At 60.9% G+C, this 17,967-nt stretch carries 16 protein-coding genes; 8 read left to right on the top strand and 8 right to left on the bottom strand.

Annotation, left to right across the window (positions count from 1 at the left end):
• Nucleotides 1-29 precede the first annotated feature (29 nt).
• The 6 genes from K5E37_RS07780 to K5E37_RS07755 all read right to left on the bottom strand — a co-directional run bounded on the left by K5E37_RS07780 (nt 30) and on the right by K5E37_RS07755 (nt 6,233).
• Nucleotides 30-533, bottom strand: a complete 504-nt coding sequence (locus tag K5E37_RS07780) for a CS1 type fimbrial major subunit (RefSeq protein WP_085606798.1) — start codon at nt 531-533, stop codon at nt 30-32.
• Between the two features lie 32 nt (nt 534-565).
• Nucleotides 566-1,066 carry a CS1 type fimbrial major subunit gene (locus K5E37_RS07775; protein ID WP_085606800.1) on the bottom strand — a complete coding sequence of 167 codons (501 nt, stop codon included), beginning with the start codon at nt 1,064-1,066 and terminating at the stop codon, nt 566-568.
• A gap of 32 nt (nt 1,067-1,098) precedes the next feature.
• Nucleotides 1,099-1,842 carry a molecular chaperone gene (locus tag K5E37_RS07770; RefSeq protein ID WP_221533536.1) on the bottom strand — a complete coding sequence of 248 codons (744 nt, stop codon included), beginning with the start codon at nt 1,840-1,842 and terminating at the stop codon, nt 1,099-1,101.
• 44 nt (nt 1,843-1,886) lie between these two features.
• A complete protein-coding gene (locus K5E37_RS07765) occupies nt 1,887-3,104 on the bottom strand; it encodes a hypothetical protein (protein WP_311776179.1) in 1,218 nt (405 codons plus the stop codon).
• Between the two features lie 2 nt (nt 3,105-3,106).
• A complete protein-coding gene (locus tag K5E37_RS07760; RefSeq protein ID WP_221533535.1) occupies nt 3,107-5,629 on the bottom strand; it encodes a CS1-pili formation C-terminal domain-containing protein in 2,523 nt (840 codons plus the stop codon).
• Between the two features lie 109 nt (nt 5,630-5,738).
• The gene (locus tag K5E37_RS07755; RefSeq protein ID WP_127799732.1) at nt 5,739-6,233 is read right to left on the bottom strand and encodes a CS1 type fimbrial major subunit; all 495 of its coding nucleotides are present in this window, start codon (nt 6,231-6,233) and stop codon (nt 5,739-5,741) included.
• A gap of 493 nt (nt 6,234-6,726) precedes the next feature.
• Between K5E37_RS07755 and K5E37_RS07750 the strand changes: the two genes are divergently transcribed.
• Nucleotides 6,727-7,302, top strand: coding sequence for a PadR family transcriptional regulator (locus K5E37_RS07750; protein ID WP_011335784.1), 576 nt, complete (start codon nt 6,727-6,729; stop codon nt 7,300-7,302).
• Nucleotides 7,299-8,084, top strand: coding sequence for a siderophore-interacting protein (locus K5E37_RS07745; protein ID WP_221533534.1), 786 nt, complete (start codon nt 7,299-7,301; stop codon nt 8,082-8,084). Before K5E37_RS07750 ends, K5E37_RS07745 begins: the two co-directional genes overlap by 4 nt.
• Nucleotides 8,085-8,101: 17 nt before the next feature.
• Here K5E37_RS07745 and K5E37_RS07740 read toward each other — a convergent pair whose 3' ends face one another.
• Nucleotides 8,102-8,740, bottom strand: a complete 639-nt coding sequence (locus K5E37_RS07740; protein ID WP_221533533.1) for a Pr6Pr family membrane protein — start codon at nt 8,738-8,740, stop codon at nt 8,102-8,104.
• 1 nt (nt 8,741) lies between these two features.
• On the bottom strand, nt 8,742-8,972 hold the full coding sequence (locus K5E37_RS07735) for a VF530 family DNA-binding protein (protein ID WP_007956650.1): 231 nt from the start codon (nt 8,970-8,972) through the stop codon (nt 8,742-8,744).
• 300 nt (nt 8,973-9,272) lie between these two features.
• Between K5E37_RS07735 and K5E37_RS07730 the strand changes: the two genes are divergently transcribed.
• The 6 genes from K5E37_RS07730 to K5E37_RS07705 all read left to right on the top strand — a co-directional run.
• The gene (locus tag K5E37_RS07730) at nt 9,273-10,634 is read left to right on the top strand and encodes a carbohydrate porin (protein ID WP_221533532.1); all 1,362 of its coding nucleotides are present in this window, start codon (nt 9,273-9,275) and stop codon (nt 10,632-10,634) included.
• Between the two features lie 136 nt (nt 10,635-10,770).
• Nucleotides 10,771-13,182: a glucose/quinate/shikimate family membrane-bound PQQ-dependent dehydrogenase gene (locus K5E37_RS07725; protein ID WP_221533531.1), complete on the top strand. Its 2,412-nt coding sequence runs from the start codon at nt 10,771-10,773 to the stop codon at nt 13,180-13,182.
• Nucleotides 13,183-13,576: 394 nt separating this feature from the next.
• Entirely contained in the window at nt 13,577-13,951 is a 375-nt protein-coding gene (locus tag K5E37_RS07720; protein ID WP_108563166.1) for a DUF6124 family protein, read from the top strand.
• A gap of 743 nt (nt 13,952-14,694) precedes the next feature.
• On the top strand, nt 14,695-17,118 hold the full coding sequence (gene lon, locus K5E37_RS07715) for an endopeptidase La (RefSeq protein ID WP_127799742.1): 2,424 nt from the start codon (nt 14,695-14,697) through the stop codon (nt 17,116-17,118).
• 220 nt (nt 17,119-17,338) lie between these two features.
• Complete coding sequence (locus K5E37_RS07710; protein ID WP_221533530.1) at nt 17,339-17,731, top strand: protease inhibitor I42 family protein; 393 nt, start codon at nt 17,339-17,341, stop codon at nt 17,729-17,731.
• Nucleotides 17,732-17,733: 2 nt separating this feature from the next.
• The coding region (locus K5E37_RS07705) for a lysoplasmalogenase family protein (protein WP_221533529.1) at nt 17,734-17,967 on the top strand (234 nt) is incomplete at its 3' end.

The raw sequence follows: 17,967 nt of genomic DNA, 5'->3' as shown, positions 1-17,967 counted from the left end.
GTCGTTTTTCCTTGTTCGGCATGCGCTGTTCATCCTGCCGGCGCCGCCACGTTGAACACGATATTGACCGTGCCGTTGTACTCGCCCGGCTTGTAGCCACCGGCCTGCTCGCGAGGCACGATCTCCAGTTGCACACGACGGCCCGCCGTCGCCTCCTCTGCGGACACCACTTGCCGGGGCGTCGGATCCTGGGCCAGTTCCTTGCCGTTGAAGCTGACGCGCAACACGATGTTGTCACGCGAATCGCCGCCGGCGGTCAGGTAAGGGAAATTCTCGAGACGCGCTTCAATGGCACTGCCGTCGGTTTTTACATCAAAGCTCTTGCGCAGCCCGAGCAACGTCGAGGTGTGGATATCCCACGGCAGGGTCTGCTCACGATGGATCCAGTCGGCTTCGCTGGGGAGCACGTAAAAACCCAGTGTCGGAATGTCCACCGAGACTTCGAAGGTGTGCTTTTCCTGGGCGGCAAACACCGCCGGATGGATCGATGTCGGGACGCTCAGACAGAGTACGATGGCGACTCGCTTGATCATGGCTGGGATCTCTGCGTGGGTGATGGTGACAATCAACTTCCCGGTGCCTTTGCGTTGAACAACAGCATGACCGTGCCGTCGTAATCCCCTGGCTTGAAACCGCCGAGCGGCTTGATCGGATCGATTTCCAGCAGCACACGCTTCCCGACGGCCGCTTCGGCCTGCGACAGGACTTCGCGCGGACGAACGTCTGCGCTCAGCACCACGCCGTTGAATTTCACATGCAGCAGGATCTCTTCGCCCAGCCTGCCATTGGAGAGGCGTCCGGTGCTTTCCAGCCGCGCTTCGATTGCACTGCTGTCATGGCGCACGTCAAACGATTTACGCAAGCCGCGCAGGGTCGAGGTGTTGTAATCCCAGAGCAGGCGCTGCGGGCGGTGAATCCAGTCCGACTCTGCGGGGATGACGTAGAACGCCCGACTGGGAATGGTCAGGAACACTTCGAAGTTGAGCTCTTCGCGAACCGCCCAAGCGGGGATACTCATCAGGGCGGTGAAAGCCATCAGTGCCGCAGCGGCGCATTGCTTGTTCATGATCGATACCTGGCGCGTCGTGGATAGAGGCCTTAGCGGCGCGCGACCCTGAGGTCTTTCCTGCTGTCGCCTTCCACCAGTTTGAAGCGGTATTCGCGGCCGGCTTCCTTTTCAAAGGCGAAGCTTTTGCCAGCCATCACGTGGTGTTTGGTGGTCGCGCCGCAATCGGCTTCATTGCTCACCGAACAGCTTTTGAATTCGTCGACCACCATCACCGTGTTGCCGTTGTTGCGGATCTCGTAGCGTTCGGGCGTGTCGCTGATCACCGTGTCGAAACGCGCATCTTTGGGGCGCACGAAAAACACGATGCCAAATCCGGTCATCACGTTGACCCCGGCCGAAAACGACTTTTTGTAGTCTTCGCGCTCCTCTTGGGAGACCACGAATTCGTCTTCCTTTTCCGGTACGACCGGCACGAAACGCACGCGGAAGTAGCGTTCGCGATCCCGCTCGCCCATGTACAGCAAGCGCGTGCCCTGCATGCCCTGCGCCGGCACGATCAGGCGCGCGGGGCTGGCCATGATGCCGTTGCGCGAAGCGCCGTCGGCCGCGTTGACCACGGGAATCTCCTGCGGTTTGCCGTCGGCGTCATAGACGATTTCCAGCACATTGATCTTGACGAAAGCGGTGCTGTCACCGCTGTTGAAAACACGCTTCAGGTACGTACTTTTGTCGCCGTCGAGATAGTCGTACACGGTGCCGACATTGATCTGCGGCCCGGCATGGGCAGTCAGGCAACACAGGCCGGACAGCATCAGCAAAAACATTCGGGTCATGGAATTCAACCTCGTGAAAATGAAAATTGGCCAGCCCCGGAGGTTCATACTTCCGAGTCGAAAATGATGGTGACGTTGCCCCACAGCGTTCCGTTCATGCCGGGTTTGAGCAGCGATTCGATCCACCGCCGAGGGATCTGGAAACGCAAGGTGCCGGGTTTTCGATCAACGTAACGAGTAGGCTCGAACGGCCCCAGCCAGGTGTTGTGCGACAACGTGCCGGACCAGCCATCGCTGTTGCCGGGGCCTGTGATACCTCGGGGCAGGGTCAGCTTGACCTCGAACTTGGAAAAGCCCACTTCGTTGTTGCCGATGCCGCACTCAGTGCCGCCCAGCGAGTTGCAGATCATCATCACCTTGAAGGGTGACGAGGCCGACAGGTAAAACTGCTGGTCGCGATAGATCTCGGTCGGCATGCGCCCCGTGTCGATCCAGCGTTGCCATCCGCCAACCGGTTCCATCGTCACCTTGTCGCCGCCGGGTGGCAGATCGACTTTCAGGGCGTGATGAACGTCGAGCACGAAGTCCAGGGTCAGGCTGGAGTCATCCGCACGAAAAAAGGGCCCCATGTTGAAGTCCGCGCCACCCGCTCCGACGCTATAGGTCAATGCGCCGGTGTACGTACCGGTCGGCATGGTCAACGGATCGGGAGTGCGCAACTCGTAGGCGATATCGAGATACTCGAAATCCATATGCCCGACATCCATCGCGGCAGTCTTGATACAGCTGCCTTGCACGGGCGTCTTCCAGAAAAACTGATAAGTCGTCGGTGAAGGAAGACCCCATCCGCTATAGAGGCAGGGGGGCGCGGCGTAGACCCAGGAACTGCCCTCCCAGAGTTTGCGATGCGCCTCCCCCACATCAGACTCGCCTGTCAACTCGGTGACGGGCTTGCTCAAGCGAAAGCGCGAGCCGATTCCGCTGATTCGGACCTCCACCGCACGCGTCTGCTGGGTCTGCTGATTGGTTACGTTCAGGACTTGCCAGGCGGCGGGCACTTTCACCCAGACACCATTGGCCGAAAACAGCGGGGTAAACGTACTGAAGCGAATCGGCACCCGGATGCTGAACATGCCGTTGCTGGCGCACTCACTCGGGAAATCCGCGCAATAACCACTGTTTGGCGTCTTGTTGACGAACACATTCTTGTTCGGCTGCGAGGAGTCGGGTTGGAACAATGCCCTGATTTCCTGATTCGCCGCCTCGACCGAAGGCAGGCTCAGTGCCCCGATCAAGGCCATGAATACGGTTAGCTTTTTCACGCTCAACCCGCCTTCTGATCGGTAGAGGTCGCATCGGCCAGGGTGTCCGGTGTGCAACGCAGATCCCCGATCATCAACACATTGTTTTCGCTGCGGTGCTGATCCGCCTCGAGGCGGAACTGGCACAGCAGGCGGTTATCCTGGCGCACCTCGAGGGTCGGCGAGCCGGCGTTCATTTCCATCGAGAAGAAGCCGTCGACCTCGGTCACTCCGCGACTGGCGTGGTTGATCACGTGATGCCCCTTGAGTGGATGGCCCTGTTCGTTGACCAGTCGACCGAGCACGGTCAGGGTTTTCATCACACGGATCTTGCGGTAGTCGACCCCGCCCTTGTTCAGGTGGTAACGGGTGCGCGCCGGTTCGATGGTCGCCGCCGGCACGTTGTTGCCTTCGAAGTCGAAGCTCACCGAGCTGTTCTGATAGGCCGTGATAGGGATGAAATTGCGCCCCGGTTTCAGCGCTGCGCTGCCACCGCTGAAGTCGTCGGCGCGCAAGGCAATGCCCTCGATGTCCGACTCGACGTCGACAATCATCCCGGCCCCGCGCATTTCGTATTCGCTGGTCATGAGCATCTGCTGGCCGCCGACCACCAGCGTGCTGTCGAGGTTGAGACCGCCGGTGAAATTGCCGTTGTAGGACGAGCGCTGGATGAAGCCGTCGCCATTGATCGTGTCGGTGCGAAAGTTGGCCAGGCCGGAAGCGCCGATGCCGTAGGTGTCGGTCAGCGCCGTCACCGAGACGTTCTGCAGGACGTGGCCCTTGAGGTCCTTGCGCCAGCCGATCGAAGCGTTGTTGTCACGCCCGCCGTCGCGGTCGGTGCGCGAACCGATGCTGCCGGTGATCTGCTCGCCGGGCGCGCCCAGCGCCATGTTCAGGCTCAAGTCGACCCCGCGATTACGCGCATCGCCACTGCTGTAGCTGCCCGGTCGATCGAACAGTGACAAGCGCCAGTTGGCGTCATTGCCGAACAGTTCGCTGCGCCGGGTCCAGCCCAGATCCACGCCGACGCCTTCGACATTGCCTTCGCTGTGGGAGACCCGTGCGTTGAGCGAATTGCGGCTGTTGAGCCGGTGGTTGAGCGCCAGCGACGAGTTGCTGGTTTCGCCGATGAACACATTGCGCTGACGCACCCGGGTGCCGTCCGGCAGGGTTTCGTACTGGTCGGTGGTGTCGAGCCAGCTGCGGTTGTGGCTGATCACCAGACTGCCGGAACCGTAGTTATACAGGCTCTGCAAATCGAGGCCGGTGCCGTGATCCTCGGTCTTGTAGACGTTGGCATACAGGCTGATGTGATTGGCCAGGGTCCAGTCGATGGACGTGCCATATTGCAGCTTTTCGCGAATCTGCCGCGCCGACAGGCCGAGGATGACTCGCGGGTGCAGCAGGTAGTTGAGCGAGGCGCCCGCCGTAGGACTGCCGCTGGACTGTTGATCCCAGTTGCTCAGCAGTTTCTGTTCTTCGCCGGCAAACAGGTTGTAACGCCAGCGCTCGTCGAGGTTGCGCCAGTTGCTGGGCTTGTACACCAGCTCCTGGGTACTGGACGTGATCTGGCCGTCTTCGATCAGCCGCACTTCCACCTCGTAAATGCCACCGGGCAGCGGTCGTGTGTCGAGGGTCTGCAAACCGGCGGGTATCGATTGAGTGTTGATCAGCAGACCGTCGCGCCAGATCTCCACCGAACCTTGGCGATTGGCGGTGACGTAAATCGGGTAGACGCTGGGCGCTGCGTTGTTGATCGCCAGGCTGTCGGAGCTGCCGTACATCACGCCGACCGCCGTGTCAGGGCTGGTGCCGAACGTGCGCGGCTGGCGGGTCAGCCCTTCGGAGTTGGGGGTGAAATAGCCCAGGCGAAAGAAATTGCCTTGCAGTTCGCGCTGGGTGTAGAGCTCGTGGACCGCGTGATAGAGCTTGTCGTCCGGGCCGCCGAGGCGAGCCATTTGCATGTTGAAGGTCTGGCTCCAGTTGCCCAGGCTGCCGCTGGCTTCGAGGCCAAAACGTCCACCCAAATCCTGATCCTGGCCGCCATTGAGGTTGAGCTGGTTGCGCACCATCAGGCCGCTGCTGCCGTCTTCGGGTTGGTCATAGAAACGCTTGGTTTCCAGGTCACGCTCAGCGTTCTCGGTGAGAACCGAGAGCAACGAATTTTCCAGGTTGTAATGCACCGCCAGCACCTGATCGGGGCAGGAGCCGGTGCACGCGCCCAGCGGCACGCCAGGTTTGAGATAGGCCGCCCACTTCTCGCGTTCGGCGGGTGTGTAGCGGTTTTCACTGGTGTCAGTGAATTCCAGCAACGTGACGCGATCATCGCGGGACAACACCACCATGGCTTCCCCCAGCGGTTGCTGGTCGAGTTCGACCCGCACCGCCAGCGGCACATCGAAAAAGTGCTCTTCGAAATCTGCCGGTAAACCTTTGGCCTGCGCCAACAGACTGCGCGGAGTCGTGCCGGCGGGTTCGGAGGCGGCCGCTGCGTTGGCACAAAACAACAGCGCAAGCGCAGCCGCGACGGGTGTCATCGGGAACATGAACTCGTACTCTGATTTACAAAAGTTGAAGTCCGGCGGAACAGACACTGCTGCTTATCCCGCCGGGGAACGCGACTCTGGCAAGCTGCGTTGAGTGCAGATCAACCGATTACTTGCCACCACCGATCGGCGGCACGGCGTCGAAAGTCATGGCGACAACACCGGTGTAATCACCCGGCTGGAAAGTGCTGCCTTTGGCACTGATTTTCAGCGGCGCGCGATAGTTGACGTCAGACTCCGACTCACCCACGACCATTTGCGGGGTCAGGGTCAGTTCCTTGTTGTTGAACAGCACTTGCAGATCGATCGCCTGGGCGCCGGAGATCAGTTTCGGCACGCTTTCCAGGCTGGCATGCACAGAACCGTTGTTATTGCGCACATCGAAGAAGCCATTGACTTCACGCATCTTGCCGGTGCTTGGCTGGAAGCTCATGTCCTGGTCTTTGTTGACCAGGTCGGAGTCGGTCGGCACCACGTAGAAACCGTTGGTCGGTACGTGGGCGATCAGGCTGATGGAGTGACGGGCTTCACCGGCAGCGAAGGTCACGGACGAGCTCAGGGCCAGGGCAGCGAGAGAAGCGGTGATTGCGATTTTCTTGAACATCGGTCAGTACCTGTTTTCTTTTTAAGGAATCGGAACATTGAAGTTCATGTCACACCGGTCGATAAGTACCGAAACATGGAAGTTCAACGCCGGGGCATGATCGACGCTTGTCTCAAGAATGTAAGCAGGCAACTTCCCACGAGCTTGTAGTTCAATAACCTCGCAACACGAAAGAAAAAACATCAAAAAATCAAAATATATAAAAGTAGCTGTAAGACATTCCCTACCTACAGTTATTCATGAAAAAAGTTACAGCAGCTTCGACAATACCGGTCAGCACTTTCTAATCTTTTTAGAATATAAGCTCAAGCATTAATAGAGTGATAGCTTTAACTTTCCGGTTATTCCTGTCTCGATCAACAAGCCATGGCGGTCCCTCTGTCGGAGCGCCTTTCTCGCCGTTGACCACTCGTCAGCTCTGCGGCAAAAAGCCCTTGCCCAGTCGAAAAGATATATCTTAAGTTGTATCTAAACACGACGAGAGAAGACTGAAATGAGAGACCATCATTCCCCCCACCGCGACCACGGCGACAGCCGTGACGGCTTCGAAAAACGCCACGGCCGCGAGCGCGGCGGTCGCGGCCCGCGGGTCTTTGCCCCGGGCGATCTGAAATTGCTGCTGTTGGCGCTGATCGCCGAGCAGCCGTGCCACGGCTACGACCTGATCCGCCAGATCGAAACCATGTTCGATGGCGCCTACAGCCCCAGTCCCGGCGTGATCTACCCGACCCTGACATTCCTCGAAGAGAGCGAAATGATCACCGGCGACGCCGAGGGCGGCAAAAAGCGCTACGCGGTGACCGATGCAGGTCGCCAATCCCTCAGCGAACAGGCGGTGGCGCTGGACGGCGTGCGCATGCGCATCGACGTCAGCAAGCGCTCGCTACGCGGCCACGACCGGCCGCCGGAAATCCATGAAGCGGTGCACAACCTGCGTCATGCCCTGCAGATGCACCACGGGCGCTGGAGCCCGGAAGAAATCCTGCGGGTGCGCGACCTGCTCAACGACACCGCCAAAGCCATCGTCGACGGCCCCGCCGTTCAATCTGCCCCGGAGAAAGCCGAATGACTGAAGTACAGACTCAAGGCATCCATCGTGTGATGCACGAAATCAAACGTCGCCGCCTGGAAGTGTTGCGCGTCGTCGACCTGACCCCGCGCATGCGCCGCATCACCCTCGGCGGACCGGAACTGGCCGGCTTCATCAGCCTCGGTACCGACGACCACGTCAAACTGCTGTTCCCGCAGAACGCCGAACAGGCCGCCGCACTGGAAACCCTGGTGCTCGGCGGCGGCAAGAGCGATGTACCAATGCCCGAGATGCGCGACTACACCCCGCGTCGTTATGACCTCGACAAGCTTGAACTGGACATCGACTTCGTCCTGCACGGCGACGGCCCTGCCTCGACCTGGGCCGAACAGGCCAAGCCCGGACAATTCCTGCACATCGGCGGCCCGCGTGGCTCGATGATCGTGCCGGACATCTTCGACAGCTACCTGCTGATCGGCGACGAAACCGCCCTGCCCGCCATCGCCCGCCGCCTCGAAGGCCTGGCAGCCAATCGCAAGGCGCTGGTGGTGATCGAAGTGGAAAACGGCAAGGAACAGCAGACACTGGAGAGTGCCGCACAGGTCAATGTGATCTGGGTATTGCGCGAAGGCGGCAAGGACAATCTGCTGGCCACCGTCAAACAATTGCAGGTGCCCAAGGGCAATCTGTACGCGTGGGTGGCGACGGAAACGAAAGTCTCGCGGCAGATCCGCCGAGTGCTGCTCGATGAGCACGGGCTGGATGAACAGTTCGTCAAAGCCGTCGGGTACTGGCGTGCCGAGGGCTCCGAAGAAGAGTGAAGCGAGCGGCGGCGCTGCTAAAGGCGCCGCCCCTGCCAACGATCAATCCCGATCACCAGCGACGAAATCAGCACAAACCCCAGCAAAATCCCCCCGGCATTGATGAACACCTGTGGATAACCCAGCAGTGCCACGTCAATGAACGGATAGGCGTAAGCCCCCAGCAAATGCCCGCGCAGCAGCGCATAGGCGAAGTACACCAGCGGATAGATCAGCCACAGCGGCAGGTGCTTCAGACGCAAAGTGCCCTTCGGCACACACAGCCACCAATAAGCCAGGAACAGCAGCGGCATCACGTCGTGGAGCAATTCGTCGGCTATAAACTGCCAGCCCTGCGGATGCCACAAATGCCGCAGCAAAACGCTGTAAGCCAGGCCCACCACCGCAATGCTCACGGCAATCCCGCTGCTGACCCAGGGTTGCAGAAACCAGCGTCGCGCTGCGGATTCGCGGTCGGTCACCGCGCAGGTCAGCACCACCGCCACCAAAGTGTTGGTGAGCACAGTGAAGTAACTGAAGAAACTCACCAGCCCGCCCAGCAGACTGGCGCCGACGCTCAGGCGCGCGAAGAAAATCAGGTACAGCTGAATCCCCAGCCCGGCCCAGCCCAGCACCGCAGCCGAAGTGATCAGGCGTCGCCGCAGTACGGCGTTCATCTCAGAGTGGTCGCTTGGTGCGCATCAGTTTCACGTACAGACGCTCGACCTTTTCCCGCGCCCATGGGGTTTTGCGCAAAAAGGTCAGGCTCGACTTGATGGTCGGATCGCTCTTGAAGCAACGAATGTCGATGCGCTCGGCCAGGCCCGACCATTCGTAGTGGGTCACCAGTGCATTGAGGATCTGTTCGAGGGTCACGCCGTGCAGCGGATCGGGGTTGTGGTCGTTCATGCCGGGCCTTTGGGCGAAGTGAAAATGCAGAAGCCGCGCACCTTAGCCGAGGGCATGGGCGGGTGGAAGGCCTTGGGTTAAATGTAGGCCAACCGGAGAAGATCGCAGCCTGCGCCAACGCCCGCAATGCGCTGTATTGCCGCACTGTTACCGAATCCGAAAGGGTTCATGTCTGCAAAAGCACTTTGTGTTTTTGTAACAGGACATTATCCTGCCGCCCTTCTGCTGAATCGCTTCACTGCCTGCGTCAAATCGTAGCGGCCAGCTTATCCCCCAAAAAGATCAAGAAAGACCCTATTCATGCCCGATTTTCCGTTCTCCCGAGACAGCGCTATCTCAACCCTGCGCCTGATCGGCGGCTGCACCGCCCTTGGCCTCGCCACCTGCACCCAGGCCGCCCCGGCCTTCGACAGTGAATCACCGTGGATGCTCGGTGACTGGAACGGCACCCGCAGCGAACTCGCGGCAAAAGGTATCGACTTCAAGCTCGACTACACCGGCGAAATGGGCAGCAACCTGCACGGCGGCTACGACCACGACCGCACCGCGCGCTACAGCGACCAATGGGGCCTCGGCACTCATCTGGACCTGCAAAAACTGCTGGGCTGGAACGACGCTGAATTCCAGCTGACCGTAACCAAGCGCAGCGGCAACAACATCAGCAACGACCGCATCAACGACCCGCGCGTCGGTGGCTTCACTTCCGCCCAGGAAGTCTGGGGCCGTGGCCAGACCACCCGCCTGACGCAGATGTGGTACCAGCAGAAATTCTTCGACCAGAAGCTCGACATCAAGGTCGGCCGTTTTGGCGAAGGCGAAGACTTCAACACCTTCCCGTGCGACTTCCAGAACCTGGCGTTCTGCGGCTCGCAGGTCGGCAACTGGGTCGGCGGTATCTGGTACAACTGGCCGGTCAGCCAATGGGCAATGCGCGTCAAATATCACCTGACGCCGGAGCTGTACGCGCAAGTCGGTGCCTATGAGCAGAACCCGTCGAACCTCGATCGCGGCAACGGCTTCAAGCTCAGCGGCAGCGGCACCCAGGGCGCGATCCTGCCAATCGAACTGGTGTGGAAGCCGAAGCTCAACGGCCTGCCGGGCGAATACCGCGCCGGTTACTACTACAGCAACGCCAAGGCCACCGACGCCTATAAAGACAGCAACGGCCAGCCGGCCGCCCTGAGCGGCGAAGCCTATCGCAGCGCTTCGAGCAAACACGGCGTGTGGCTCGGCGTGCAGCAGCAGGTCACCAGCGTCGCCAGCGACAACTCCCGTGGTCTGAGCGTGTTCGCCAACGGCACGATGCACGACAAGAAGACCAACGCCATCGACAACTACGTCCAGGCCGGCGTGGTCTACAAAGGCCTGTTCGACGCCCGCGCCAAGGACGACATCGGTTTCGCCCTGGCCCGCGTCCACGTCAACCCGGCCTACCGCAAAAATGCCGAAGCGACCAACCAGGCCCGCGCCGTCTACGACTATGACGATCCGTCGTTCCTGCCGCCGCAGGACACCGAATACAGCGCCGAGCTTTATTACGGCGTGCACGTCACCAACTGGCTGACCGTGCGCCCGAACCTGCAATACATCCGCCATCCCGGCGGTGTGGACAAGGTCGACAACGCGCTGATCGGCGGGATCAAGATCCAGTCGTCGTTCTAACCCAATGCAGGCCGCTCAGGCCTGCAGATGAAATTCGATAGCAAGACAAGTTTTTATCTGAACCATGCCCGCGCCCGATCGTCATCTACAGTGACTACAGCGCGGGACTACTTGAAACGTCACGGAGAACCACACTATGAGCACTGAAGGTGCTTCGAGTCGAAGCCGTCTTCTGCCGAACCTGCTCGGCATTCTGCTTCTGCTGATGGGCCTGGCCATGCTGGCCGGGGGAATCAAGCTGAGTACGCTCGGCGGCTCGCTGTATTACCTGCTGGCCGGTATCGGCATCACGCTGACCGGCATTCTGATGCTGATGGGCCGTCGCGCAGCATTGGGCCTGTACGCCATCGTGCTGTTCGCCAGCACCGTCTGGGCGCTGTGGGAAGTCGGCCTGGACTGGTGGCAACTGGTGCCGCGTCTGGCGCTGTGGTTTGTCCTCGGTTTCGTGATGCTGCTGCCGTGGTTCCGTCGCCCGCTGCTGCTCAACGGTCCTGCACCGATGGGCACCGGCGGTTTGACCGTGGCCGTGGTTCTGGCCGGCGTCACCGCCCTGGCCAGCCTGTTCACCCACCCGGGCGAAACCTTCGGCGAACTGGGTCGCGACACCGCCGACACCACCAGCACCGCCCCGCAAATGCCGGACGGCGACTGGCAGGCCTATGGCCGCACCGAATTCGGTGACCGTTACTCGCCACTGAAGCAGATCACCCCGGCCAACGTCGGCAAGCTGCAAGAAGCCTGGCGCATCCAGACCGGCGACCTGCCGACTGCCGATGATCCGGTCGAGCTGACCAACGAAAACACCCCGCTGAAAGCCAACGGCATGCTCTACGCCTGCACCGCGCACAGCAAAGTGCTGGCGCTGGACCCGGACACCGGCAAGGAACTGTGGCGTTTCGACCCGCAGATCAAGAGCCCGGTCGGCTTCAAGGGCTTCGCCCACATGACCTGCCGTGGCGTGTCGTACTACGACGAAGCCGCTTACGCCAAGTCTGAAAACGCTGCGTCCGCTGTCATCTCCGAGGCCGGCAAAGCCGTCGCCCAGGCTTGCCCGCGTCGCCTGTACCTGCCGACCGCCGATGCCCGCCTGATCGCACTGAACGCCGACACCGGCAAGATCTGCGAAGGCTTCGGCACCAACGGTGTGGTTGACCTGACCCAGGGCATCGGCCCGTTCACCGCCGGTGGCTACTACTCCACTTCGCCAGCCGCGATTACTCGCGATCTGGTGATCATGGGCGGTCACGTCACCGACAACGAATCGACCAACGAACCGTCCGGCGTGATCCGCGCCTACGACGTACGCGACGGTCATCTGGTATGGAACTGGGACAGCAACAACCCGGACGCCACCGAACCCTTGGCCCCGGGCGAGACCTACAGCCGCAACTCGGCCAACATGTGGTCGCTGGCCAGTGTCGATGAAAAACTCGGCATGGTTTACCTGCCACTGGGCAACCAGACTCCAGACCAATGGGGCGCCGACCGCACCCCGGGCGCCGAAAAATTCAGCGCCGGCGTAGTAGCCCTGGACCTGGGCACCGGTAAAGTGCGCTGGAACTACCAGTTCACCCACCACGACCTGTGGGACATGGACGTCGGCAGCCAGCCAACCCTGCTGGACATGAAAACCGCCGACGGCGTGAAACCTGCGCTGATCGCCCCGACCAAACAGGGCAGCCTATACGTCCTCGACCGTCGTGACGGCACGCCGATCATCCCGATCCAGGAAATCCCGGTGCCGCAAGGTGCCGTGAAAGGCGACCACACCGCCCCGACCCAGGCCCGCTCGGACCTGAACCTGCTGGCCCCGGAACTGACCGAAAAAGCCATGTGGGGCGCCAGCCCGTTCGACCAGATGCTGTGCCGCATCCAGTTCAAGGAACTGCGCTACGAAGGCCAATACACGCCTCCGTCGGAACAGGGCAGCCTGATCTACCCGGGTAACGTCGGCGTGTTCAACTGGGGCGGCGTCTCGGTCGACCCGGTTCGCCAGATGCTGTTCACCAGCCCGAACTACATGGCTTTCGTCTCGAAAATGGTGCCACGCGAGCAAGTCGCCGCCGGCAGCAAACGCGAGAGCGAAACCGCCGGCGTGCAGCCAAACACCGGCGCGCCATACGCGGTGATCATGCACCCGTTCATGTCGCCACTGGGCGTACCGTGCCAGGCCCCGGCCTGGGGCTACGTCGCTGGTATCGACCTGACCACCGGCAAAGTCGTCTGGAAACGCAAAAACGGCACCAGCCGCGACAGCTCGCCAATCCCGATCGGCTTCACCCTGGGCGTGCCAAGCATGGGCGGCTCGATCGTCACCGCCGGCGGCGTCGGCTTCCTCAGCGGCACGCTGGACCAGTACCTGCGCGCCTATGACGTGAACACCGGTAAAGAACTGTGGAAATCGCGCCTGCCTGCTGGCGGCCAAGCGACCCCGATGACCTACACCGGCAAGGACGGCAAGCAATACGTCCTGCTCGTGGTGGGTGGTCACGGCTCGCTGGGCACCAAGATGGGTGACTATGTGATTGCTTACAAACTGCCGGAATAAGCTTTAGCGGCGGTAAGAAAAAAGGCGATGCCCTGTGAGGGGTGTCGCCTTTTTTTGTGGGCTGCGGTTTTTAAACGGGGTGTTTATGTCCTACAGACGGGGTGTTTGCGGGGGATGTTTCTGACATGTCGCGTCGGTTGTGGGTCGGAAATGGGGTGGATAGGCTTTGGGGGTCGCTGCAAATTCAGCGAACGGGCGTCGCGGCCCGACTTCTGAGGCATAATTGCCGCCGCTTAACAGCAGCACCTCAAGTGCTTGTTTATGGTGGCTGTACGCGGGATACCTTCGGGTATGCCGAATGCCTCAGGTCGGTCCGCGAACCCGCGTACAGCTGCCACCCCTCTTTTTGCGTCGCGGCAATTAGAGGAATGGACCCATTCCTGAGGAGTAAAAAATGAAAAAACCAACACCCAATCCCCCCGAATCAAACGACACCTCGCCCTACGAATCCGCCGATTCAAAGAAACTCCACGACGCCGCCGAACGCGCGCTCGACCACCATTTCAATCCCATCCCCAAAAAATGCCCCGGCCGCCGACCGAGCCAGATGTTCCAGATATCCCCGGACATGGACGACGAAACCCTCCTGGCTCATGCGTGTGAGTCTTTGGCCACAGCCAGTGTCATGGCCAGTGATGTAGCGGCTTTTGTCGATACGCCGCAGCGGCACCGGATCCTGGGGATTCAGCAGGTGATCATGCTGGCGGAACTGGCGGTGAATCGAGTACTGGATAACGTCGAAGTACAACGTTACCCAACACACAGCTAAGCCGCCCTGACGAAATCGACTGCCAGCCACAAACCGCATTCGCTGGCAGCTCGATTGGGACGCAGAGCGTCCCGGGCTGCATTCCCACGCAGAGCGTGGGAACGATCAAAGCCACCCTGACGAAATCGACTGCCAGCCACAGACCGCATTCGCTGGCAGCTCGATTGGGACGCAGAGCGTCCCGGGCTGCATTCCCACGCGGAGCGTGGGAACGATCAAGTTACAGCCATGCGCGGGTGGGCCTACGCCCTGCCAGGTTCCATTCCCCGGTCGACCAACCCGCGCATGGCTCCCCCAAAAAACAGGATGAGCGTTAGCTCGACAAAGCTCTTGATCTTGATCCACCCGTCCCTTCGGAAGGCTGAGTGGAGGTGTTCATCCGGGGATTGGCGCGCAGCGCCGTTTGGCGAAGCCGAACTCATCGACGAAGTCGATGCCCCCGGAGGGACGCCGGAGCGAAGGAACCCGAGCCTGCGAGGGCCGAACGCCGGGACGAGCCTTTTTGGGTACTTTTTTGGCGTTTGAAAAAAGTGCCTCGCCGTAAGGGCGAAACCGCCAGCGGCAACCCCCGCAGAAACGGATATTCACCCCAAACATCCAGAGCATGGCCGGCCCAAAGGCCGCCAAGCCCAACCCCAAAACCCTGTCAAAACCCTGAACACACAAGCAGAAACATCCACCCCCATTGAAACCACCAAAAGCCTGCCCCATCTAAGACCCATACCCAATTGCGCAGGTGCCCCATGAGCGACCAGCAAGAATTCCCCGAGAACCCCGACGACATCACCGAAACCGACGCCGAACACATCGAACACCACGTCCCCGGCAAAGGCCTGGCCCTGCCCGGCCAGAACCTGCCGGACAAGGTCTACATCATCCCGATCCACAACCGCCCGTTCTTCCCGGCCCAGGTCCTGCCGGTCATCGTCAACGAAGAACCCTGGGCCGAAACCCTCGAACTGGTCAGCAAATCCGAACACCACTCCCTGGCCCTGTTCTTCATGGACACCCCCCAGGAAGACCCGCGCCACTTCGACACCAAGGCACTGCCGCAATACGGCACCCTGGTCAAGGTGCACCACGCCAGCCGCGAAAACGGCAAACTGCAATTCGTCGCCCAGGGCCTGAGCCGCGTCCGCATCAAGACCTGGCTCAAGCACCATCGTCCGCCGTATCTCGTTGAAGTCGAATACCCGCACCAGCCCACCGAGCCAACCGACGAGGTCAAGGCCTACGGCATGGCGCTGATCAACGCGATCAAGGAACTGCTGCCGCTCAACCCGCTGTACAGCGAAGAACTGAAGAACTACCTCAACCGCTTCAGCCCCAACGATCCGTCGCCGCTGACCGACTTCGCCGCCGCCCTGACCTCCGCCACCGGCCCCGAGCTGCAGGAAGTGCTCGACTGCGTGCCGATGCTCAAGCGCATGGAAAAAGTCCTGCCGATGCTGCGCAAGGAAGTCGAAGTCGCGCGCCTGCAAAAAGAAATCTCCGCCGAAGTGAACCGCAAGATCGGCGAGCATCAGCGCGAGTTCTTCCTTAAAGAACAGCTCAAGGTCATCCAGCAGGAACTCGGCCTGACCAAGGACGACCGCAGCGCCGACCTCGAACAGTTCGAGCAGCGTCTGGAAGGCAAAGTCCTGCCGACGCAGGTGCAGAAGCGCCTCGAAGAAGAAATGAACAAACTGTCGATCCTCGAGACCGGATCGCCGGAGTACGCGGTCACCCGCAACTACCTCGACTGGGCGACCTCGGTGCCGTGGGGCGTGTACGGCGAGGACAAGCTCGACCTCAAGCACGCGCGCAAGGTGCTGGACAAACACCACGCCGGCCTCGACGACATCAAGGACCGGATCCTCGAATTTCTCGCGGTCGGTGCCTATAAAGGCGAGATCAGCGGTTCCATCGTGCTGCTGGTCGGCCCGCCGGGCGTGGGTAAAACCAGCGTCGGCAAATCGATCGCCGAATCCCTCGGCCGGCCGTTCTACCGCTTCAGCCTCGGCGGCATGCGCGACGAAGCCGAGATCAAGGGCCACCGCCGCACCTACATCGGCGCGCAGCCGGGCAAACTCGTGCAGGCGTTGAAAGACGTCGAAGTGATGAACCCGGTGATCATGCTCGACGAGATCGACAAGATGGGCCAGAGCTACCAGGGCGACCCGGCCTCGGCGCTGCTGGAAACCCTCGACCCGGAACAGAACGTCGAATTCCTCGACCACTATCTGGACCTGCGGATGGACCTGTCGAAAGTCCTGTTCGTCTGCACCGCCAACACTCTGGATTCGATTCCCGGCCCGTTGCTGGACCGGATGGAAGTGATTCGCCTGTCGGGCTACATCACCGAAGAAAAGGTCGCCATTGCCAAGCGTCACCTGTGGCCGAAACTGCTGGAAAAGGCCGGCGTATCCAAGGGCAGCCTGAGCATCAGCGACACGGCGCTCAAAGCCTTGATCGACGGCTACGCCCGTGAAGCCGGCGTGCGTCAGCTGGAAAAACAGATGGGCAAACTGGTGCGCAAAGCGGTGATGAAACTGATCGACGATCCGAAAGCGGTGATCAAGATCGGCCCGAAAGACCTCGAAGCGTCCCTCGGCCATCCGGTGTTCCGCAACGAGCAAGTATTGTCCGGCACCGGCGTGATTACCGGCCTGGCGTGGACCAGCATGGGCGGCGCGACCTTGCCGATCGAGGCCACACGGATTCACACGTTCAATCGTGGTTTCAAACTCACCGGGCAACTGGGCGATGTGATGAAGGAGTCGGCGGAGATCGCCTACAGCTACGTCAGTTCGCACCTCAAATCCTTCGGCGGCGATCCGAAATTCTTCGACGAAGCCTTCGTCCACCTGCACGTCCCTGAAGGTGCGACACCGAAAGACGGCCCGAGCGCCGGCGTGACCATGGCCAGCGCCCTGCTCTCGCTCGCCCGCAATCAGGCGCCGAAAAAAGGCGTGGCCATGACCGGTGAACTGACGCTGACCGGCCATGTGCTGCCGATTGGCGGGGTGCGCGAGAAGGTGATTGCGGCGCGGCGGCAGAAGATTTTCGAGTTGATTTTGCCGGAGGCGAATCGAGGGAATTTCGAAGAGCTGCCGGACTACTTGAAGGAAGGCATTACAGTGCATTTCGCCAAGAAGTTTGCGGATGTGGCGAAGGTGCTTTTCTAACGCTCCCCTGCTGATCGTTCCCACGCTCTGCGTGGGAATGCCGCCCGGGACGCTCTGCGTCCCTTCACAAGCGTGACGCGGAGCGTCACAGGATGCATTCCCACGCGGACGGTTCGACGCCTCGACGTGGGAACGATCACGCCAAGCCTGGCGTTGTCACACTTTGTCTCATCTTCAGTTATGCTCGCCGTTCGTCGCCAACGCCGGAGCCACTGAATCCATGTCCCCCCTTCGCCTGTTTGTCCCCCTGTCCCTCGCCCTGCTGGCCGCCTGCGCCACGCAACCGAAAACCAACGTGACCGTGGAAAAACAGAGCGAATGCCCGGTGCGGCTGACCAACGGGCAAAACCTGATCGTCATGCTCCCGAGCAACCCCACCACCGGCTACCGCTGGGCCATCCAGGATTCCGCCGGCGGCGTATTGCGCGCCCTCAGCCCCGAGGTCTACAGCAATCCGGAAGACGCCGGCGTGGTCGGCGCGGCCGGTTTCTCGACCTGGCGCTTCCAGGCTTTCGCCACCGGCACCGGTCGCCTGCGTCTGACTTCGCAGCAACCGTGGGCGCCGGAAGTGTTGCCGGTGGAAACCTTTGACTGCGCCATTTCGGTGAACTGATCGTGGGCTGGCTGATCCTCGCGCTGATGGGCGCCGTGACCTTTCTCTACGGCGTCAGCACCCATGCGGCGCTGCTTTGCCTGCTGGTCAAACCGCTGCCGGTGTTGGCGTTGCTGGGCTGGTTGCACGATGCGCCGCCCAGCGACTATCGGCGCTGGATCAGCCTCGGTCTGATTTTCTCGTTGATCGGCGATGTGCTGCTGGCGTGGCCGGGGGATTTGTTTGTCTTCGGTCTC

Source organism: Pseudomonas sp. RIT778 (genome assembly GCF_019718735.1).
In the GTDB taxonomy this organism is placed as follows: Bacteria; Pseudomonadota; Gammaproteobacteria; order Pseudomonadales; family Pseudomonadaceae; genus Aquipseudomonas; species Aquipseudomonas aphyarum.
Note: the sequence above shows the minus strand (reverse complement) of the source record. Positions and strands in the feature narration are given on the sequence as shown.